The following is a 20,039-nucleotide window of genomic DNA, read 5'->3' on the forward strand; positions in this document are numbered from 1 at the left end:
CACCCGAGCACCCAACCGCTTGATCCACGGGCTTTCGGCCTGACATCAGGCGTGCAAGGCTGTTGCACCTGCATCCTTCCGACAGGAGGATCGGCTGCATAACAGGGCAAATCATAACAACAAGGCCTAGTTGCGCACCCCTTGAGTGCATTTATTTAGACACTCGTAACTTATATGCCAGCACAGGGCATTGTCGTGCCTGTAAGGCACACTTGCGAGTGCACTAAAACACGCTGAATACCATTAACTCCGGCCATTTAATGGCTTGATGTTTACAGGCTTGATAACAGAGAGGTAATTGCGATGCGCATCAGCATTTTTGGTTTGGGTTACGTCGGCGCAGTATGTGCCGGTTGCCTGTCTGCACGGGGCCATGACGTCGTTGGCGTCGATGTGGCCAAAGACAAGATCGATATGATCAATGCCGGCAAATCGCCGATCGTTGAACCAGGCCTGGGTGAACTTCTGGCCCAGGGCATCCAGACAGGTCGTCTGCGTGGCACCACCAACTTCGCCGAGGCGATTCGCGACACCGACCTGTCGATGATCTGCGTAGGCACGCCGAGCAAGAAGAACGGCGATCTGGAACTGAACTACATCGAGGCAGTGTGCCGCGAAATCGGTTTTGTCCTGCGTGACAAGACCACCCGCCACACCATCGTGGTGCGCAGCACCGTACTGCCGGGTACCGTGGCCAATGTGGTCATCCCGATTCTCGAAGACTGCTCCGGCAAGAAGGCCGGTGTTGATTTCGGCGTGGCCGTGAACCCTGAGTTCCTGCGCGAAAGCACCGCCATCGCCGACTACGACCAGCCGCCAATGACCGTCATCGGTGAATTCGACAAGGCGTCCGGCGACGTTCTGCAATCGCTGTACGAAGAGCTCGACGCACCGATCATCCGCAAGGACATCGCGGTCGCCGAGATGATCAAGTACACCTGCAACGTGTGGCACGCCACCAAGGTCACCTTCGCCAACGAAATCGGCAACATCGCCAAGGCGGTCGGCGTCGACGGTCGTGAAGTGATGGACGTGGTCTGCCAGGACAAGACCCTCAACCTGTCCCAGTACTACATGCGCCCAGGCTTCGCCTTCGGCGGCTCGTGCCTGCCAAAAGACGTACGTGCCCTGACCTACCGCGCCGGTTCCCTGGACGTGGAAGCCCCGTTGCTCAACTCGCTGATGCGCAGCAACGAATCCCAGGTGCAGAACGCTTTCGACATCGTTTCCAGCCACGACAAACGCAAAGTCGCCCTGCTGGGCTTGAGCTTCAAGGCCGGCACCGACGACCTGCGCGAAAGTCCGCTGGTCGACCTGGCGGAAATGCTGATCGGCAAGGGCTATGACCTGAGCATCTACGACAGCAACGTCGAGTACGCCCGCGTTCACGGTGCGAACAAGGACTACATCGAGTCGAAGATCCCTCACGTCTCGTCCTTGCTCAACTCCGACTTCGACGCGGTGATCAACAACTCCGACGTGATCATCCTCGGCAACCGCGACGAGAAGTTCCGCGCGCTGGTGCAGGAAGTTCCACACGGCAAGCAAGTGATCGACCTGGTCGGTTTCATGTCCAAGGCCACCAGCGTGACTGGCCGGACTGAAGGTATCTGCTGGTAAAGCAGCCGCAAGCTTCAAGCTCCAAGCCGCAAGTTCAAAGCTCCTCGCTTGGGGCTTGAAGCTTGGGGCTTGCAACTGACTTTAGGATTCCGATTATGCACAGGCTAAAACACGGCCTACTCCAGGCCGCCGGTTGGCTGTTCTACCTGAGTTTACTGATGGGCCTCGCCATGGCGTTGCCCGTGTCCACGTTCGACTCCGAGTCGAAGGACTTTATTTTCCTGATTGGCGCCGTGGGTATCTGGCGCTATTCGATGGGTGCCACCCACTTTGTGCGCGGCATGATTTTTCTGTACATCGTCTACCCGCACCTGCGGCGCAAAGTGCGCAAGCTGGGCAAAGCGGCTGACCCGTCCCACGTGTTCCTGATGGTCACCAGTTTCCGCATCGACGCCCTGACCACCGCGCAGGTCTACAGCTCGGTGATCCGCGAGGCCATCGACTGCGGTCTGCCGACCACCGTGGTCTGCTCCATCGTGGAAATGTCCGATGAGCTGCTGGTCAAAAGCCTGTGGAAACGGATGAACCCGCCGTCCCGGGTCAAGCTCGACTTCGTGCGCATTCCCGGCACCGGCAAACGCGATGGCCTGGCCTACGGCTTCCGCGCCATCTCCCGGCACCTGCCGGATGATCGCGCCGTGGTCGCGGTGATCGATGGCGACACCGTGCTGGCCGAAGGCGTGGTGCTCAAGACCGTGCCGTGGTTCCAGATGTTCGGCAACGTCGGTGGCCTGACCACCAACGAATTCTGCGAAGTGCGCGGCGGCTACATCATGAGCGAATGGCACAAGCTGCGTTTCGCCCAGCGTCACATCAACATGTGCTCGATGGCCTTGTCCAAGCGCGTGCTGACCATGACCGGCCGCATGTCGGTGTTCCGCGCCACCGTGGTCACCAACCCGGACTTCATCGCCGACGTGGAAAGCGACTCGCTGCAACATTGGCGCCTGGGTCGCTTCAAGTTCCTTACCGGCGATGACAAGTCGAGCTGGTTCAGCCTGATGCGCCTGGGCTACGACACGTTCTACGTGCCCGACGCGGCGATCAACACCGTTGAACACCCGCCGGAAAAGAGCTTCATCAAGGCCAGCCGCAAACTGATGTTCCGCTGGTACGGCAACAACCTGCGGCAGAACTCCCGTGCCCTGGGCCTGGGGGTCAAACGCCTCGGCGTGTTCACTTCGGTGGTGCTGTTCGACCAGCGCGTGTCGATGTGGACCTCGCTGCTGGGCCTGACCGTGGCGTTGATCGCCAGCTTCAAGTACGGCACCGCGTTCATCCTGGTGTACCTGCTGTGGATCGGCATCACCCGGTTCATCCTGACCTTGTTGCTGTCGTGCTCCGGACACCGGATCGGCCCGGCTTACCCGGCGATTCTCTATTACAACCAGATCGTCGGCGCGCTGGTGAAGATCTACGTGTTCTTCCGCCTCGACCAACAGTCCTGGACCCGCCAACCCACGTCTCTGACCCGTGATCTCGCCAGCTTTCAACGTTGGTTCAACACCTGGTCGTCTCGGACCATGACCTTCTCTGCCGGCAGCATTTTTGTCGCCGTGCTGCTGTTGATGGTCTGACCGCCCCCTTATTGAATTAACCAGGAAATCGCCTTTATGAATACCGCCGTCAACGCCAACGTAGTGCATGAATCCGAAGCCCAGCGCCAACACGCCCGAGTGAAAATCCCGGCCAAGTTGCGTTTCTTCGGCCCTGACCGGACGCCGGTCGAAGCCCGGGTGATCGACCTGTCCGCCGGTGGCCTGGCGTTCAACGCCGGTCAATTGCCGCTGAAGATGGGTGACGTGTACAAGGCCCGCCTGCAATTCGTCATCGACAACCTCGGCCTGGCCATGGACGTCGAGTTGCAGGTCCGCTCTTTCGATCGCGAGACCGGACGCGCCGGCTGCCAGTTCCAGAACCTGGAACCACGGGACATCTCGACCCTGCGCCACCTGATCACTTCGCACCTGGCTGGCGACATCGTCAGCGTGGGTGAAATGCTGGCGACCCTGCAGCGCGACAACTTCACCAAGGCGCGCAAGGTCAAGGACGGCGGCCACGGCATGTCCGCGTTCGGACGCCTGAAAGCCGTGACCTTCAGCCTGGGGATCTTCGTTGTCGGCGTGGCTGCATTCGGCTTTGTCTTCAAATCGGTGTATGGCATGTACTTCGTCAGCCACGCCCAGGCCGGTCTGGTCAGCGTGCCGGGCGTGAACATCACCATGCCCCGCGACGGCACCGTGCAGAGCCTGGTGAAAGCCGACGGCGTGGCCGCCAAGGGCGCACCGCTGGCGACCTTCAGCACCAGCATGCTCGACGTGCTCAAGGGCCATCTGGACGAAGACCAACTGCAACCGGCCAAGGTTGAAGAACTGTTCGGCAAGCAGATGACCGGTACCCTGACCTCGCCTTGCGACTGCACCGTGGCCCAGCAAATGGTCGCCAACGGTCAGTACGCCAGCAAGGGCGACGTGATCTTCCAACTGGTGCCGCGTAACAGCGAAGCCAATGTTGAAGCGCGCTTCTCCTATCGCCAGTTCGGCGACGTGCGCCCGGGTACTTCGGTGCGCTTCCAGATCGCCGGCGAGGACAAGAGCCGCACCGGCAAGATCGTCAGCAGCACCAGCCTGAAAAGCGCCGACCTGTCTTCGGACATCCGCGTGCTGATCCAGCCGGACGAAACCCTGGACAGCTCCCTCGCCGGCCGCCCGGTGGAAGTGAACAGCGACCGTGGCCCGAACCTGAACTGGCTGATCGACAAAGCCATGGCTGTCGGTCTTTAAGTCGAGGACATGCCTGTGACTATCACAAAAATTCAAAACACGCCGCAGCCCCTGTGGGAGCGGGCTTGCTCGCGAATGCGGTTTAATATTCAACATCAATGTGGGATGACACACCGCTTTCGCGAGCAAGCCCGCTCCCACATGGGGTCTCTGTGTGCTGTGGCATTGGCGGTGAGCCTGGCCGGCTGCGCCGGCCTGCCCGACCAGCGCCTGGCCAACGAAGCGCTCAAACGTGGCGATACCGCCACCGCCGCGCAGAACTACCGGCAACTGGCAGACCTGGGCTACAGCGAAGCCCAGGTCGGCCTGGCCGATCTCCAGGTCGACAGCCGTGACCCGGCGCAGATGAAACAGGCCGAGGCGACTTACCGCGCCGCGGCCAGCGTTTCGCCGCGCGCCCAGGCACGCCTCGGTCGTCTGCTGGTGGCCAAGCCCGGCTCCACCGAAGCGGAACAACACGAAGCCGAAACCCTGTTGAAAAAAGCCGCTGCGGCGGGCGAAGGCAATACGCTGATCCCGTTGGCGATGCTGTACCTGCAATACCCGCACAGCTTCCCCAACGTGAATGCCCAGCAGCAGATCAGCCAATGGCGCGCCGAAGGCAAGCCGGAAGCGGGTCTGGCGCAGGTGCTGCTCTATCGCACCCAGGGCACCTACGACCAGCATCTGGATGACGTGGAAAAAATCTGCAAGGCCGCGCTCAACACCAGCGACATCTGCTACGTCGAACTGGCCACGGTCTATCAGAAACAGGCCAAGCCAGAGCAACAGGCCGAGCTGATCAAGCAGATGCAAGCGGCTCATGCCCAAGGCACCGTTTCGGCGCAGCGCGTCGACAGCGTCGCCCGCGTGCTTGCCGATGCGTCCCTGGGCAAGACCGACGAGAAGACCGCACAGTCGCTGCTCGAACCGATCGCACCGGGCTACCCGGCGTCGTGGGTCACCCTCGCGCAACTGCTCTACGACTTCCCGGAACTCGGCGACGTCGACCAGATGATGAAGTACCTGGACAACGGTCGCGCTGCCGACCAGCCCCGCGCCGAGCTGTTGCTGGGCAAGCTCTACTTCGAAGGCAAACTGGTACCGGCCGACGCCAAGGTTGCCGAAGCGCATTTCCAGAAAGCCGTCGGCCGTGAAGTCGCTGCCGATTACTACCTCGGCCAGATCTATCGCCGTGGCTACCTGGGCAAGGTCTATCCGCAGAAGGCCCTCGACCATCTGTTGACCGCTGCGCGCAACGGCCAGAACAGCGCCGACTTCGCCATTGCCCAACTATTTTCCCAAGGCAAGGGCACCAAGCCTGATCCGCTGAACGCCTACGTTTTCAGCCAACTGGCCTTGGCCCAGAACACTCCGCAAGCCACCGAGCTTGCGCAAACAATCCAAACGCAATTGCCGCCCGACCGGTTGGCCGAAGCCCAACGCCTGTTGAAACAAGAACAGGCCGTGCGCGGTGCCCTGAGCCCGAACACGCCGGAACTGCATGCCCTGCAAGAAGAAGATGGCGAGGAATCCCAATGAAGTTGAATCCATTCATGAAGGCCGGCATCGGCCTGACATTCGCGCTGATCTGGTCTTGCCCGACGCTGGCTGCGATGACTGAAGAGACCAAGAACTTCGGTCTGGACGTAAAAATCACCGGCCAGTCCGAAGACGACCGTGACCTCGGCACCGCCGACGGCGGCGACGTCAACGGCGTCGGTCTCGACCTGCGTCCGTGGGTCTATGGCGAAAGCGGCGCGTGGAGCGCCTACGCCATGGGTCAGGCGGTGACGTCCACCGACATCATCGAGACCGACACCCTGCAACAATCCGATGGCGCCGAGAACACCGACAATGGTGATCGCGAGACCAAGAAAAACTACCTGGCGATGCGTGAGTTCTGGGTCGGCTACAGCGGCTTCACGCCCTACCCCGGCGAGATCCTGAAGTTCGGTCGCCAGCGCCTGCGCAATGACGACGGCCAATGGCGCGACACCAACATCGAAGCCCTTAACTGGACCTTCGACACCACCCTGCTGCGCGCCAACGTCGGTATCGCCGAACGCTTCAGCGAGTACCGCACCGACCTCAAGGAGCTTGCGCCAGAGGACAAGGATCGCCTGCACGCTTACGCCGATGCGGCGTACCAGTGGACACCGGGCAACTGGGTGGGCATCCGCGGTCATCACACCCACGACGACGGCAAACTCGACTACGCACAACCGGGCGTGCCGAGCGATTCGCTGGACAAGAAACAGAACGGCGACATCAGTTGGCTCGGCCTCACCGCCGACAGCGACGCCTACAACTGGCGCAATACCAACACAGTCAACTACTGGGGCAGCATCACCGGCATGAGTGGCGACCGCGACACGGTCAATCCGCTGAACGCCGATGGCACCGCTCCCGCACAAGCCAAGCGCAGCGGCGATGTCGATGGCTGGGCCACCGATCTGGGTGTTCGCCTGCGTCTCGATCCGCAATGGCAAGTCGGTGCGGCCTACGCCCGCGCCAGCGAAGACTATGAACAGAACGGTCTGGAAAGTAACCGCTCGAACTACACCGGTACCCGCTCGCGCGTGCACCGCTTCGGCGAGGCCTTCCGTGGCGAAATGAACAACATGCAGAGCGCCACTCTGTTCGGTTCGTGGATGCTCAACGACGAATACGACGCCAGCCTGATCTACCACAAATTCTGGCGCGTCGACGGCAACAAGCCGGTCGGCAGCAACGGCATCGACGCTGTGCAGAACAATACCGATGACGTGACTGGCGCGATCCTCTCCAGTACGTCCCTGCCACTGAACGATGGCGAGAAAGACCTCGGTCAGGAAATGGACCTGGTGGTGACCAAGTACTTCAAGCAAGGCCTGTTGCCAGCTTCGATGAGTCAGGCGATCGATGAGCCTTCGGCCCTGGTGCGCTTTCGTGGCGGAGTGTTCAAGCCAGGCGATGCGTACGGCAAGGAAGTCGATTCGTACATGCACCGCGCGTTCATCGACGTGATCTGGCGCTTCTGATGCACATTGCGAAGGGAGTCTCCCAGATGAATCATCCAGCCCGAAAAGGCTCGATCAGCCTGTTGGCCGGCGCGATGCTGCTGGCCAGTGCGACTGGCTTCGCCAATGTGGAGCCGGCGAAGCCGGCAACCACGGCCAAGGAACTGCAACAGGCCAAGACCTACACCGTCAGCAGCGCACCGACCGCGCCGCTGGAACTGGCCACGCCGAAACTGCCGGACGTTTCCGGCTACACAGCCGAAGCCATAGCCGCGAAGATCGTGCGCAGCAAACCGGGCAAGATCAGCCTGCGCCGGATGATGCAGGAAGACGCCCTGAAGGACTTCATCGGTGGCGACAACAAGATGGCCGAGTGGGTAGTGCGTCAGCACGGCATCCCCCAGGCGATCTTCGTCGACGACGGCTACATGAACCTCAAGGATCTGGCGAAAAAGGTCCCCAAGCAGTACTTCAGCGAAACCTCGCCGGGTGTGTTCCTGTCGAAGTTGCCGATCGTGGTCGGTCGCCACGGCATCCTGGAAATCGACAAGCAGACCCAGGAACTGCGCCTGTCCCAGGAAGCCGGCTCGTTCCTGGTCAACGACGGCCAGCTGTTCGTGCGTGACACAAAAATCACTGGCTGGCGCGAGAAGGACAACGGCCCGGCGACGTTCAATTCGCCCAAGGAATTCCGTCCGTTCCTGCTGTCCTGGGGCGGCACCGAGACCTACATCGCCAACAGCAAGATCGCCAGTTTCGGCTACGCCAACAGTAAATCCTACGGCGTGAGTATTTCCCAGTACACGCCGAACATGGCCAAGGTGCTCAAGCGCCCTGAGCCGACCGGCTGGATCGTCGGCTCCGAGTTCTCGGACATGTGGTACGGCTTCTACTGCTATGAAACCCGCGACTTCGTGGTCAAGGGCAACACCTACAAAGACAACATCGTCTACGGCATCGACCCCCACGACCGTTCCCACGGTCTGATCATTGCCGACAACACGGTGTACGGGACCAAGAAGAAGCACGGGATCATTATTTCCCGTGAGGTCAACGACAGCTTCATCTTCAACAACCGCAGCTACGACAACAAGTTGTCAGGCCTGGTGATCGACCGTAACAGCGTGAACAACCTGATCGCCCACAACGAGATCTACCAGAACCACACCGACGGCATCACCCTCTACGAGAGTGCCGACAACCTGCTGTGGGGCAACAAAGTCGTCAGCAACCGTCGCCACGGCATCCGCATTCGTAACAGCGTGAACATTCGCCTGTACGAAAACGTCGCCATGGCCAACGGCCTGACCGGCGTCTATGGCCACATCAAGGACCTGAGCAACACCGACCGTGACATCAAGCTCGACCCGTTCGACGCCCAGGTGTCGCTGATCGTGGTCGGCGGTGAGTTGGCGGCCAACGGTAGCGGGCCGCTGTCCATCGACTCGCCGCTGAGTGTCGAGTTGTATCGCGTGTCCATGCTCGCCCCGACCAAATCCAGCGGCATCAGCTTTTCGGGGATTCTCGGCGAGCGCCAGGATGAAATTCTCGACCTGCTGGTGCGCCAGCAGAAAGCCGTGCTGATCGACCCCGTCGAACGCCAGACCGAAATGCGGGACTGAGGACAATCTTATGCACCCACACTTGATCAAATTACTCAGCCTGTCGGCCCTGACCGCCGGCATTCTCGCCGCCAGCGGTGGTGCTCGCGCCGATGAGGTCAAAGCGCCTAGCTTCACCGCAGAACCGTGCTGCAGCCTGTGCCCGGCCGCCCACGATGCGAAGAACTACACCACCCGTTATCAGCAGAACTTCACCACCCTGGTACAGGCCCAGGGCGACTGGCTGTTCCGGACCCAGGAAGACCTGCGCACCGAATTCGACACCACGCCCGCCGGCTACAAACGCATGAAACAACTGCACGATGCGTTCAAGAGCAAAGGCGTCGAACTGGTCGTGGTCTATCAGCCGACCCGTGGCCTGGTGAACCGCAACAAGCTCAATCCGGCAGAGAAAGCCAGCTTCGACTTCGACAAGGCGCTGAGGAACTACAAGTCCATGCTCGGTCGTTTTGCGCAGATGGGCTATGTCGTTCCGGACCTGTCGCCGCTGACCAACGAGCAACTGCCCGACACCCTGCCCGCCCACGATTTCTACTTCCGTGGCGACCAGCACTGGACCCCGTACGGTGCCCAGCGCACGGCGAAAATCGTCGCCGAGAAAGTCAAACAGTTGCCTGAATTCGCCGACATTCCCAAGCGCGAATTCGAGACCAAAAAGTCGGGGCGCATGGGCAAGACCGGAACATTGCACAACATGGCCGGTCAACTCTGTGGCACCAGCTATGCGATCCAGTACATGGATCAGTTCACCACCGAGCCGAAGGGCGAAGCGGGCGATGGCGATCTGTTCGGTGATTCCGGCAATCCGGAAATCACCCTGGTCGGTACCTCCCACAGCGGCAAGAACTACAACTTCGCCGGTTTCCTCGAAGAGGCCATCGGCGCCGACATTCTCAACGTGGCGTTCCCCGGCGGCGGCCTGGAAGGTTCGATGCTGCAGTACCTGGGCAGCGACGAGTTCCAGAAGAACCCGCCGAAGATTCTCATCTGGGAATTCTCGCCGCTGTATCGCCTCGACCAGGAAACCATCTACCGCCAGATGATGGCGCTGCTGGACAACGGTTGCGAAGGCAAGGATGCACAGATGTCCGGCAGCACCACCCTGAAGCCGGGCAAGAATGAACTGATGGTCAACAGCAAAAACCTGAACCTGCAAAACGGCAGTCACCAGGTCGACATCCGCTTCGCCGACACCTCGGTGAAAACCCTGCAAGCCACCCTCTGGTACATGAACGGACGCCACGAGGACATCAAGATCGAAAAACCGGAAACCTCCGATACCGACGGGCGTTTCGCCTTCGAGTTGCGCACGGACGAAGACTGGGCCACGCAGAATCTGCTGGCCGTCGAAATCCAGGGGCCTGAAAACGCCACCACGCCACAGAAAGTCGAAGCGAAAATCTGCAAACGCAACGTATTCCCGAGCGCCGAACAGCGTACTGCTTCGGTCGGGCAATGAGGTCTGCTATGCGAAATCCGATACTTTCAAAATTGTTGGCACCCACCCTGTTAAGCCTGGCGATGTTCGCCGGTGCAGCGCAGGCTGCGGCGCCACTGCGCCCGCCGCAGGGATACTTCGCGCCGATTGAAAAAATCAAAACCGGCGACAAGAGCGAAGGCTGCGATGCGATGCCGACGCCGTACACCGGCTCGCTGCAATTTCGCAGCAAATACGAAGGTTCGGACAAGGCCCGCGCGACCCTGAACGAGCAGTCGGAAAAAGCCTTCCGCGAAAGCACCGCCGACATCACCAAGATCGAGCGAGGCATCAGTAAGCGCGTGATGCAGTTCATGCGTGACGGCCGCCCGGAACAACTGGAGTGCACGCTGACCTGGTTGACCGCCTGGGCCAAGGCCGATGCGCTGATGTCCAAGGACTTCAACCACACCGGCAAGTCCATGCGCAAATGGGCGTTGGGCAGCATGGCGTCGTCGTACATTCGCCTGAAATTCTCCGACTCCCGTCCGCTGGCCAACCATCAGCAAGAGTCGCAGCTGATCGAAGCCTGGTTCAGCAAGATGGCCGACCAGGTGGTCAGCGACTGGGACAACCTGCCGCTCGACCAGACCAACAACCACTCGTACTGGGCCGCCTGGTCGGTGATGGCCACGTCCGTCGCCACCAACCGTCGCGACCTGTTCGACTGGGCAGTGAAGGAATACAAGGTCGGCGCCAACCAGGTCGACGCCGACGGCTACCTGCCCAACGAACTCAAGCGTCAGCAACGGGCCCTGGCCTACCACAACTACGCCCTGCCGCCGCTGGCGATGATCGCCAGTTTCGCCCAGGTCAACGGTGTGGATTTGCGCCAGGAAAACAACGGCGCATTGAAACGCCTGGGTGATCGCGTGCTCGCCGGGGTGAAAGACCCGGATGAGTTCGAGGAAAAGAACGGCAAGGAACAGGACATGACCGACTTGAAGGTCGACTCGAAATTCGCCTGGCTCGAACCGTTCTGCTCGCTCTACACCTGCTCGCCCGAGGTGCTGGCGAAGAAGCACAAGATGCAACCGTTCAAGACCTTCCGCCTCGGCGGTGACCTGACCAAGGTCTACGACCCGGCCAATGAAAAGGGCAGCAAGGGTTCTTGAAGACAGACACAAAACCTGTGGGAGCGAGCTTGCTCGCGATAGCGGTCTGACATTCAACATCGATGTCGACTGACACTCCCTCATCGCGAGCAAGCTCGCTCCCACAGGGTCGGTGTCGAAAGTGAGTTTTGTGAGTTAGCCCCCCGGATTTCCGTGGGGGGTTTGGGGGGGCCGTTGGCCCTTGACTGTTGGTTCAAACAAGGAGAGATCGGGATGGTTTTTTCGTCCAACGTGTTCCTGTTTTTATTCTTGCCGATCTTCCTCGGCTTGTACTATCTGAGCGGGCAACGCTATCGCAATTTGCTGCTGCTGATTGCCAGTTACGTGTTCTACGCCTGGTGGCGTGTGGACTTCCTCGCGCTGTTCGCCGGCGTTACGCTGTGGAACTACTGGATCGGCCTGAAAGTCGGTGCCGCCGGGGTCAGGACCAAACCGGCGCAGCGCTGGCTGCTGCTCGGCGTGGCTGTCGACCTGTGCATCCTCGGCTACTTCAAGTACGCCAACTTCGGCGTCGACAGCATCAACGCAATGATGACGTCGGTGGGCCTGGAACCCTTCATCCTGACCCACGTGCTGCTGCCGATCGGGATCTCGTTCTACGTCTTCGAGTCCATCAGCTACATCATCGACGTCTACCGTGGCGACACCCCGGCGACCCGCAACCTGATCGACTTCGCAGCGTTCGTGGCGATCTTCCCGCACTTGATCGCAGGCCCCGTGTTGCGTTTCCGTGACCTGGCCGACCAGTTCAACAACCGCACCCACACCCTCGACAAGTTCTCCGAGGGCTGCACGCGGTTCATGCAGGGTTTCATCAAGAAAGTCTTCATCGCCGACACCCTGGCGGTGGTGGCCGACCACTGCTTTGCCCTGCAAAACCCGAGCACGGGCGATGCCTGGCTCGGCGCCCTGGCGTATACCGCGCAGTTGTATTTCGACTTCTCCGGTTACAGCGACATGGCCATCGGCCTGGGCTTGATGATGGGTTTCCGCTTCATGGAAAACTTCAAGCAGCCGTACATCAGCCAGTCGATCACCGAGTTCTGGCGGCGCTGGCACATCAGCCTGTCGACCTGGCTGCGTGACTACCTGTACATCACCCTCGGCGGTAACCGCAAAGGCACGCTGATGACCTATCGCAACCTGTTCCTGACCATGCTGCTTGGTGGTCTGTGGCACGGCGCGAACATCACCTACATCGTCTGGGGTGCGTGGCACGGCATGTGGCTGGCGATTGAAAAAGCCATCGGCCTGAACACCTCGCCACGCAGTTTCAACCCGATCCGCTGGGCACTGACCTTCCTGCTGGTGGTGATGGGCTGGGTGATCTTCCGCGCGGAAAACCTGCACGTCGCCGGGCGCATGTACGGCGCGATGTTCAGCTTCGGCGACTGGTCGCTGTCGGAACTCAACCAGGCCAGCCTCACCGGTCTGCAAGTGGCGACCCTGATCGTGGCCTACGTGACCCTGGCGTTCTTCGGCCTGCGCGATTTCTACACCAACCAGCCTCCGGTCAAGACCAAGCCTGCCGTGAGCGCCGACACCGACGGCCCGGCCGCTGCGACACCGGGAACGATCAAGGCCGTGCCAGGGGATAACCCGGCGAGCATCCACCAGCCAGGCTACACCGTCGGCGTCGAAGCCCAGGTGCAACCGGCCTACTGGACCGCTGACTGGTCGCGTTACGTGATGCGTGCGCTGGTGCTGCTGCTGTTCATTGCCTCGATTCTCAAACTCTCGGCGCAGAGCTTCTCGCCGTTCCTTTACTTCCAGTTCTGAGGGATCTGACCATGACCCGCTCATTACGCATCTTCTACATCGCGCTGTTCCTGGTGACCTTGCTGGTGCTCGGTCTGTGGTCGGTGCGCAGCTTCTTCGGCTTCAGCACCAACGCCGATGCGACGGTGCTCAACGGCCGCTGGAGCAAAGCCGTGGAAACGCACTACGACGACGAGTTCCCGATCAAACGCCTGGGCACCAACCTCTGGGCCGCGCTGGATTTCAAACTGTTCAACGAAGGTCGTCCGGGCGTGGTGCTCGGTCGCGACCAGTGGTTGTACAGCGATGAAGAATTCCACCCGGTAGTCAACGAAGAGCTGAACCTGCAAGGCAACTACGCGCTGGTCGAAGGCGTACGCCAGACCTTGAAGGAAAAAGGCGTGCAACTGGTGATGGCTGTGGTGCCGGCCAAGGTGCGCCTGTACCCGGAACACCTCGGTGAAGTGAAACCGGCGAGCATCCACGCCAACCTCTACAAGGACTTCCACCAGCGCCTGGCCGCCGACCGTATTCCGGCCCCTGACCTGCTCGGCCCGCTGCAACAGGCCAAGCAGAATGGCCAGCAAGTGTTCCTGCGCACCGACACCCACTGGACGCCGCAAGGTGCCGAGATCGCCGCCAACCGTCTGGCCAGGACCATTGCCGACAAGTACCCGCTGAGCGGCGAACCCCAGCGTTTCGTCACTGAACCTGCCGAAACCATTACGCACAAGGGCGACCTGCGTCTGTTCCTGCCACTGGACCCGCTGTTCGAAAACCTGATGCCTAAACAGGAGCAATTGCAGAAGCGCAATACGGTCGTGGCTGAAGATCAATCCGCCGGTGACGACGCGCTGTTCGCCAACACCGAAGTGCCGGTGGCCCTGATCGGCACCAGCTACAGCGCCAACCCCAACTGGAACTTCGTCGGTGCGCTCAAGCAAGCGCTGAACAGCGACGTGGTCAATTACGCCGAAGACGGCCACGGCCCGATTCTGCCGATGCTCAGCTACCTCAAGAGCGACGCCTTCAAGAACAGCCCGCCACAGGTGCTGATCTGGGAGTTCCCTGAACGATATCTGCCCGTGAACAACGAAATCGGCGACGCCGACCCGCAGTGGGTCGCAGAGCTTAAACAAGCCGGCGCCCGCCAACAAAACGTAGCTGCAAACACTAAATCCGAGACGCCCGACCGGGCGCAAAACTGAAAGAGAGGTACACCATGACTTTCACTACAACTCCTCGTCGTCTCGCTAAAAGCTTTGCCCTGGTTGCCGGCCTCAGCGTGCTGTCGGTACAGGCTTTCGCCGCAGGCGACGCCGCCCTGTACGGCCCGACCGCACCGAAAGGCTCGACCTTCGTGCGTATCTACAACGCCGGCAACGCCGAAGTCAGCGCCACCGTCGGCAGCACCAACCTGAGCGACGTCGCGCCACTGTCCAGCACTGACTTCAGCTTCATGCCGGGCGGCGACTACAGCGCCAAGGTTGGCAGCCAGACCCTGCCGGTGAAACTGGCCGGCGACCACTATTACACCCTGGTCAACAACGCCAGCGGCGCCCCGCAACTGATCGAAGAGCCGCCGTTCAAGAACAAACAGAAGTCCCTGGTACGCGTGCAAAACCTCAGCGACAAGGCGCTGACCCTGAAGACCGCCGACGGTAAGACCGACGTGGTCCCGAACGTTGCGCCCAAGGGCCGCGGCGAGCGTGAAATCAACCCGGTCAAGGTCAGCCTGGCCTTGTACGACGGCACCACCAAAGTCGGCGACGTAAAACCGGTCGCCCTGGAACGCGGTGAAGCCGCAGTGCTGTACGTCACTGGCAGCGGCAGCAGCCTGTCGCCGGTCTGGGTGAAACGCCCGGTGTCGACGCGCTAATGAATTTGCCGGATTGACCCCAATCCCCTTGTGGGAGCGGGCTTGCTCGCGAATACGGATTCACATTCAACGATGATGTTGACTTACCCACCGCTTTCGCGAGCAAGCCCGCTCCCACAGTAGATCGAGTAGTCAATCCGGACACGGAACAAAAACAAGAGTGAAACGACAGAACGCAGTAGCTCTAACCAATCGATTTTCAAGGAGTAAAAACATGATTCCGGTGATCTTGTCAGGTGGTAGTGGCTCACGTCTTTGGCCGCTTTCCCGTAAGCAATTCCCCAAGCAGTTCCTGGCCCTGACCGGCGAACACACCCTGTTCCAGCAAACCCTGGAACGCCTGGTGTTCGAAGGCATGGATTCGCCAATCGTGGTCTGCAACAAGGACCACCGCTTTATCGTCAACGAGCAGTTGGCCGCGCGCAAGCTGGAAACCCAGCGCATCCTGATGGAACCGTTCGGTCGCAACACCGCGCCGGCCGTGGCCCTGACCGCGCTGATGCTGGTCAATGAAGGTCGCGACGAGCTGATGCTGGTGCTGCCGGCGGACCACGTGCTGGAAGACCAGAAAGCCCTGCAACGCGCCCTGGCCCTGGCCACCGTCGCCGCAGAAAACGGTGAAATGGTGTTGTTCGGCGTGCCGGCCACCAAGCCGGAAACCGGTTATGGCTACATCAAGTCGACCAACGACTCGCTGCTGCCTGAAGGCGTCAGCCGCGTCTCGCACTTCGTCGAAAAGCCCGACGTGAAGCGCGCCACCGAGTTCGTCCAGTCCGGCGGTTACTTCTGGAACAGCGGCATGTTCCTGTTCCGCGCCAGCCGCTTCCTTGAAGAGCTGAAGAAGCACGATCCGGACATCTACGACACCTGCGTGCTGACCCTGGAGCGCAGCCACCAGGATGCCGACACCATCACCTTCGACGAAGCCACCTTCGCGTGCTGCCCGGACAATTCCATCGACTACTCGGTGATGGAAAAAACCCAACGCGCCTGCGTCGTGCCGCTGACCGCGGGCTGGAGCGATGTCGGCTGCTGGTCGTCGCTGTGGGAAGTCAATGCAAAAGACGCCAACGGCAACGTCACCAAAGGCGACGTGGTGATCCAGGACAGCAAAAACTGCATGATCCACGGCAACGGCAAGCTGGTGTCGGTGATCGGCCTGGAAAACATCGTCGTGGTCGAAACCAAGGACGCCATGATGATCGCCCACAAGGACAAGGTCCAAGGCGTGAAGCAGATGGTCAACACCCTCAACGAACAAGGCCGCAGCGAAACCCAGAACCACTGCGAGGTCTACCGTCCGTGGGGCTCCTACGACTCGGTGGACATGGGCGGTCGCTTCCAGGTCAAGCACATCTCGGTCAAACCGGGGGCTTGCCTGTCCCTGCAGATGCACCACCACCGCGCCGAGCACTGGATCGTGGTCAGCGGCACCGCCGAGGTGACCTGTGACGAGAACGTGTTCCTGCTGACCGAGAACCAGTCGACCTACATTCCGATCGCTTCGGTTCACCGTTTGCGCAACCCGGGCAAGATTCCGTTGGAGATCATCGAAGTTCAATCGGGCAGCTACCTGGGCGAAGACGATATCGAGCGGTTTGAAGATATCTACGGGCGCTCGACGCCGGTCGAGCGTGGCGTGTCGGTGAAAACCATCGCGCAGTAACGTTCAGTAAAACAGAAGCCCCCGTCCAGCCTGCTGCGTTCCCTATCCGCAGCAGGCTGGGCGGGGGCTTTTTTTGTACTGAGTTTTTGTAGTGCCTTGCCTGGCCCCATCGCGAGCAAGCTCGCTCCCACAGGGTGTTGGGTTGATCACGGATTTTGTGCTCGGCTCGGTACACTGTGGGAGCGAGCTTGCTCGCGATGGGGCCAGTCGGCACACCACCGAATCGCCCATCGCCAACCCCACCTGCGCTTAGGTAGGATGACCCTCTCTATTCCCGAGATTTCACGTCATGTTCATCGGCGTCCTGCTGGTCATCACCTGGCTGATCCTGTTGCTGCGCTATCCGGCCAAGGCCTTGCCCGTATCCATGGCTGCCGCCGTGGGGCTGGGCATCGTCGCCACCTGGGTCATCTGGATGGACCACCACGAACTCAAGCAACTGCAACGCCTGGAGTTGCGCATCAGTTACGCACCGCAACAGTGTCCCGCCGACCGCCCATTGCAATTGACCCTGAACAACGGCAATGACGTGCCGCTCACTGAGTTGCGCTGGCGGGTCGCGGCTTATGCACCGGGCGATACGGTGAACCTGGCCGACAATCAATACACCGCCCCGCGTTATCGTGGCCCTGGTGAATTGCAGGCCGGTGGCAACTGGGAAGACTGTTTGCCGCTGCCGCCACTGCGCCCTGGCTACCGTCCGGAAACCCTGGAGTTTCGCGCCGAGCGATTGCAGGGTAGTTTTTCCGACTGATCCCTCCCCCCCTTTTTTGCACAAGGAATGCGCCATGCCCGTTGCGTTGATTACCGGTTGCTCCAGCGGCATTGGCCGCGCCCTTGCCGACGCATTCAAAGTCGCCGGCTATGAAGTCTGGGCCAGTGCGCGCAAGACCGAAGATGTTGCCATGCTGAGCGCTGCCGGTTTTACCGCCGTGCAACTTGACGTAAACGACGGTGTTGCCCTTGAGCAGTTGAGCGAGCGCATCAACCAGGAGCGCGGTGGTCTCGACGTGCTGATCAACAACGCAGGTTATGGCGCCATGGGACCGCTGCTCGATGGTGGCGTACCAGCCATGCAGCGCCAGTTCGAAACCAATGTGTTCGCCGTCGTCGGCGTCACTCGCGCAATGTTTCCCGTGCTGCGCCGGACCAAAGGATTGGTCGTGAATATCGGCAGCGTTTCGGGTGTGTTGGTCACGCCATTCGCCGGCGCCTACTGTGCCTCGAAAGCCGCCGTGCATGCCTTGAGCGATGCCTTGCGCATGGAACTGGCGCCGTTCGGTGTGCGGGTCATGGAAGTCCAGCCGGGAGCCATCGCTTCCAGTTTCGCCAGGAATGCCGGGCACGAAGCCGAGCAACTGATCAGCGAACAGTCGCCATGGTTTCCGCTGCGCGAAGGCATACGCGCCCGGGCCAAAGCCTCTCAGGACAACCCGACCCCGGCCAGTGAATTTGCCGTCGGTTTGCTCAAGGCTGTGCAGCAGGACAAGCCACCGCGACTGATTCGACTGGGCAATGGCAGCCGCGCGTTGCCGCTGCTGGCGGGTTTGTTGCCCAAGGGTTGGCTCGAGTCCGGGCTGATGAAGCGGTTCGGGCTGCGTGGGCAGCTCTGAGACCACGGTGCCCCTATCGCGAGCAAGCTCGCTCCCACAGGGATTGTGGGTATGAATGCCATCTATGCCACCCAGATGCCCCCCTGTGGGAGCGAGCTTGCTCGCGATGGCGCCGGAACAAACACCACAGAACTCAGGTATCAACATGCCCGACTACACCGAATACTTCGAAGAAGTGATCCAGGCCCACGTGGCCATCGAACAATGGCTGGCCGAAGAACGTGACGCGTGTGAACTCGAAAAACTGCTGACACGTTTTTCGCCGCAGTTCTCCATGGTCTCGCCGCTCGGCCGGGTGCTGGACTTTGACGCGCTGAACGAATTGTTCTCGCTGGCGGGCGGCAAGAAGCTCGGGTTCCGCATCGAGCTCAGTGAGTTGCGTGGTATTGCGTTGCATGATGGTGGCGCGACCGTGAGTTACCGCGAACAACAGACCGATGCCACCGGACTGCACTCGGATCGTCGCTCGACCGTGGTGTTCGAGCAGGTGGATGGCAAGATCCTTTGGCGGCATTTGCAGGAGACGTTTTGCTAATCAACTGTAGGAGCGAGCCTGCTCGCGATGGACGTCAACGATAACGCAGGCATTCAGAAAGCACGCGTCGCTCTCAGGTTTTTCGCGAGCAGGCTCGCTCCTACAGGGGAATGGGTTAAGCACCATCGCCTTGTTTCACCACCACCGTACAAGTGATCCCCGCCGCCAACAGCACACCCTCCGGCACTTCATCGATGTGAATCCGCACCGGTACTCGCTGCGCCAAACGCACCCAGTTAAACGTCGGGTTCACATCGGCAATCAGCTCTCGACTCTCCGGGTTGTCGCGGTCGTAGATGCCACGCGAGATGCTTTCCACGTGGCCCTTGAGCACTTCGCCGCTCATCAGTTGCATGTCGGCTTTATCACCCACGCGCACGTGGGGCAGCTTGGTTTCCTCGAAGAAGCCGTAGACCCAGAACGAGTTCATGTCGACCACGGCCATTTTCGCCTCGCCGATGCGCGCGTAGTCGCCGCGATGCACGTTGAGGTTGGTCACGTAGCCATCCACCGCCGCGCGCACCTCAGTGCGCTTGAGATTGAGCTCGGCGGCTTCCAGTTGCGCCTGGGCCTGCTGGTAATCGGCCAGGGCCGAGTCGGCGAGGTTACTGGCGTCGTCACGGTTTTCCCGGGAGATCACCAGGTTGTCCATATCGGCGCGACGATGGGCGTTGACCTTGCGCATCTCCCAGGTCGCCTTGCGCGATGCCACCAGACTCTGTGCCTGTTTCACTGCGAGACGGTAGTGCTCGGGGTCGATCTGCATCAGCAAATCGCCCTTCTTCACCAACTGGTTGTCGCGCACCGGCACGTCCACCACTTCGCCGGTGACGTCGGCGGCGACGTTGATGATGTCAGCGCGCACGCGGCCGTCGCGGGTCCATGGCGTGTTCATGTAGTGCTCCCACAAGGAGCGGCCGATCCACAGCGCGAGGGCCAGCACCAGCAAGGTCGCGAGCAGGCTGAAAAACTTTTTCATCGGGGCATTCT

The 20,039-nt window shown here is 60.6% G+C and carries 16 protein-coding genes; 15 read left to right on the plus strand and 1 reads right to left on the minus strand.

Features of this window, described 5'->3' with window-relative positions; all coding sequences use genetic code 11:
• Nucleotides 1-303: 303 nt before the first annotated feature.
• The 15 genes from AC1Q6Y_RS04920 (at nt 304) to AC1Q6Y_RS04990 (ending at nt 19,049) form a co-directional block, all read left to right on the plus strand.
• Nucleotides 304-1,620 (plus strand): nucleotide sugar dehydrogenase, encoded by a 1,317-nt coding sequence (locus AC1Q6Y_RS04920; protein ID WP_057713389.1) that lies wholly within the window; start codon nt 304-306, stop codon nt 1,618-1,620.
• Nucleotides 1,621-1,715: 95 nt separating this feature from the next.
• Nucleotides 1,716-3,197 (plus strand): mannuronan synthase, encoded by a 1,482-nt coding sequence (alg8, locus tag AC1Q6Y_RS04925; protein ID WP_057713388.1) that lies wholly within the window; start codon nt 1,716-1,718, stop codon nt 3,195-3,197.
• A gap of 36 nt (nt 3,198-3,233) precedes the next feature.
• The gene (locus AC1Q6Y_RS04930) at nt 3,234-4,403 is read left to right on the plus strand and encodes an alginate biosynthesis protein Alg44 (protein ID WP_057713387.1); all 1,170 of its coding nucleotides are present in this window, start codon (nt 3,234-3,236) and stop codon (nt 4,401-4,403) included.
• Between the two features lie 9 nt (nt 4,404-4,412).
• On the plus strand, nt 4,413-5,924 hold the full coding sequence (algK, locus tag AC1Q6Y_RS04935; RefSeq protein WP_492624106.1) for an alginate biosynthesis TPR repeat lipoprotein AlgK: 1,512 nt from the start codon (nt 4,413-4,415) through the stop codon (nt 5,922-5,924).
• Nucleotides 5,921-7,405, plus strand: coding sequence for an alginate export family protein (locus tag AC1Q6Y_RS04940; protein ID WP_150814297.1), 1,485 nt, complete (start codon nt 5,921-5,923; stop codon nt 7,403-7,405). Before algK ends, AC1Q6Y_RS04940 begins: the two co-directional genes overlap by 4 nt.
• A 26-nt stretch (nt 7,406-7,431) precedes the next feature.
• Complete coding sequence (gene algG, locus AC1Q6Y_RS04945) at nt 7,432-9,006, plus strand: mannuronan 5-epimerase AlgG (RefSeq protein ID WP_492624107.1); 1,575 nt, start codon at nt 7,432-7,434, stop codon at nt 9,004-9,006.
• A gap of 10 nt (nt 9,007-9,016) precedes the next feature.
• Nucleotides 9,017-10,465 (plus strand): alginate O-acetyltransferase, encoded by a 1,449-nt coding sequence (locus AC1Q6Y_RS04950; protein ID WP_492587611.1) that lies wholly within the window; start codon nt 9,017-9,019, stop codon nt 10,463-10,465.
• 8 nt (nt 10,466-10,473) lie between these two features.
• Nucleotides 10,474-11,598, plus strand: coding sequence for a mannuronate-specific alginate lyase (locus AC1Q6Y_RS04955; RefSeq protein ID WP_150814295.1), 1,125 nt, complete (start codon nt 10,474-10,476; stop codon nt 11,596-11,598).
• Nucleotides 11,599-11,811: 213 nt separating this feature from the next.
• The gene (locus AC1Q6Y_RS04960) at nt 11,812-13,377 is read left to right on the plus strand and encodes an MBOAT family O-acyltransferase (RefSeq protein ID WP_340312939.1); all 1,566 of its coding nucleotides are present in this window, start codon (nt 11,812-11,814) and stop codon (nt 13,375-13,377) included.
• An 11-nt stretch (nt 13,378-13,388) separates the two neighbouring features.
• A complete protein-coding gene (locus AC1Q6Y_RS04965) occupies nt 13,389-14,564 on the plus strand; it encodes an alginate O-acetyltransferase (protein WP_057713380.1) in 1,176 nt (391 codons plus the stop codon).
• A gap of 14 nt (nt 14,565-14,578) precedes the next feature.
• Nucleotides 14,579-15,235 carry an alginate O-acetyltransferase AlgF gene (locus AC1Q6Y_RS04970; protein ID WP_057713379.1) on the plus strand — a complete coding sequence of 219 codons (657 nt, stop codon included), beginning with the start codon at nt 14,579-14,581 and terminating at the stop codon, nt 15,233-15,235.
• A gap of 214 nt (nt 15,236-15,449) precedes the next feature.
• Nucleotides 15,450-16,901 (plus strand): mannose-1-phosphate guanylyltransferase/mannose-6-phosphate isomerase, encoded by a 1,452-nt coding sequence (locus tag AC1Q6Y_RS04975; protein ID WP_057713378.1) that lies wholly within the window; start codon nt 15,450-15,452, stop codon nt 16,899-16,901.
• 289 nt (nt 16,902-17,190) lie between these two features.
• Nucleotides 17,191-17,655 carry a multidrug transporter gene (locus AC1Q6Y_RS04980; RefSeq protein ID WP_492624108.1) on the plus strand — a complete coding sequence of 155 codons (465 nt, stop codon included), beginning with the start codon at nt 17,191-17,193 and terminating at the stop codon, nt 17,653-17,655.
• A gap of 34 nt (nt 17,656-17,689) precedes the next feature.
• Nucleotides 17,690-18,514: an SDR family oxidoreductase gene (locus tag AC1Q6Y_RS04985; RefSeq protein WP_340312935.1), complete on the plus strand. Its 825-nt coding sequence runs from the start codon at nt 17,690-17,692 to the stop codon at nt 18,512-18,514.
• Between the two features lie 145 nt (nt 18,515-18,659).
• Nucleotides 18,660-19,049 carry a DUF4440 domain-containing protein gene (locus AC1Q6Y_RS04990; RefSeq protein ID WP_492624109.1) on the plus strand — a complete coding sequence of 130 codons (390 nt, stop codon included), beginning with the start codon at nt 18,660-18,662 and terminating at the stop codon, nt 19,047-19,049.
• A gap of 115 nt (nt 19,050-19,164) precedes the next feature.
• On the opposite strand, the gene AC1Q6Y_RS04995 is transcribed toward AC1Q6Y_RS04990, so the two are convergent.
• The gene (locus tag AC1Q6Y_RS04995; protein WP_057395860.1) at nt 19,165-20,028 is read right to left on the minus strand and encodes an efflux RND transporter periplasmic adaptor subunit; all 864 of its coding nucleotides are present in this window, start codon (nt 20,026-20,028) and stop codon (nt 19,165-19,167) included.
• Between the last annotated feature and the right edge of the window lie 11 nt (nt 20,029-20,039).

It is taken from the genome of Pseudomonas sp. GW823-FHT06E10 (genome assembly GCF_058794995.1).

Bases quoted from the DNA above. Each gene is read 5' to 3' on its own strand.
- AC1Q6Y_RS04965 (WP_057713380.1), top strand. From the start codon at position 13,389: ATGACCCGCTCATTACGCATCTTCTACATCGCGCTGTTCCTGGTGACC.
- algG (WP_492624107.1), top strand. From the start codon at position 7,432: ATGAATCATCCAGCCCGAAAAGGCTCGATCAGCCTGTTGGCCGGCGCG.
- AC1Q6Y_RS04930 (WP_057713387.1), top strand. From the start codon at position 3,234: ATGAATACCGCCGTCAACGCCAACGTAGTGCATGAATCCGAAGCCCAG.
- AC1Q6Y_RS04955 (WP_150814295.1), top strand. From the start codon at position 10,474: ATGCGAAATCCGATACTTTCAAAATTGTTGGCACCCACCCTGTTAAGC.
- AC1Q6Y_RS04920 (WP_057713389.1), top strand. From the start codon at position 304: ATGCGCATCAGCATTTTTGGTTTGGGTTACGTCGGCGCAGTATGTGCC.
- alg8 (WP_057713388.1), top strand. From the start codon at position 1,716: ATGCACAGGCTAAAACACGGCCTACTCCAGGCCGCCGGTTGGCTGTTC.
- AC1Q6Y_RS04985 (WP_340312935.1), top strand. From the start codon at position 17,690: ATGCCCGTTGCGTTGATTACCGGTTGCTCCAGCGGCATTGGCCGCGCC.
- AC1Q6Y_RS04995 (WP_057395860.1), bottom strand. From the start codon at position 20,028: ATGAAAAAGTTTTTCAGCCTGCTCGCGACCTTGCTGGTGCTGGCCCTC.
- AC1Q6Y_RS04975 (WP_057713378.1), top strand. From the start codon at position 15,450: ATGATTCCGGTGATCTTGTCAGGTGGTAGTGGCTCACGTCTTTGGCCG.
- AC1Q6Y_RS04960 (WP_340312939.1), top strand. From the start codon at position 11,812: ATGGTTTTTTCGTCCAACGTGTTCCTGTTTTTATTCTTGCCGATCTTC.
- AC1Q6Y_RS04990 (WP_492624109.1), top strand. From the start codon at position 18,660: ATGCCCGACTACACCGAATACTTCGAAGAAGTGATCCAGGCCCACGTG.
- AC1Q6Y_RS04950 (WP_492587611.1), top strand. From the start codon at position 9,017: ATGCACCCACACTTGATCAAATTACTCAGCCTGTCGGCCCTGACCGCC.
- AC1Q6Y_RS04940 (WP_150814297.1), top strand. From the start codon at position 5,921: ATGAAGTTGAATCCATTCATGAAGGCCGGCATCGGCCTGACATTCGCG.
- AC1Q6Y_RS04980 (WP_492624108.1), top strand. From the start codon at position 17,191: ATGTTCATCGGCGTCCTGCTGGTCATCACCTGGCTGATCCTGTTGCTG.
- algK (WP_492624106.1), top strand. From the start codon at position 4,413: ATGCCTGTGACTATCACAAAAATTCAAAACACGCCGCAGCCCCTGTGG.
- AC1Q6Y_RS04970 (WP_057713379.1), top strand. From the start codon at position 14,579: ATGACTTTCACTACAACTCCTCGTCGTCTCGCTAAAAGCTTTGCCCTG.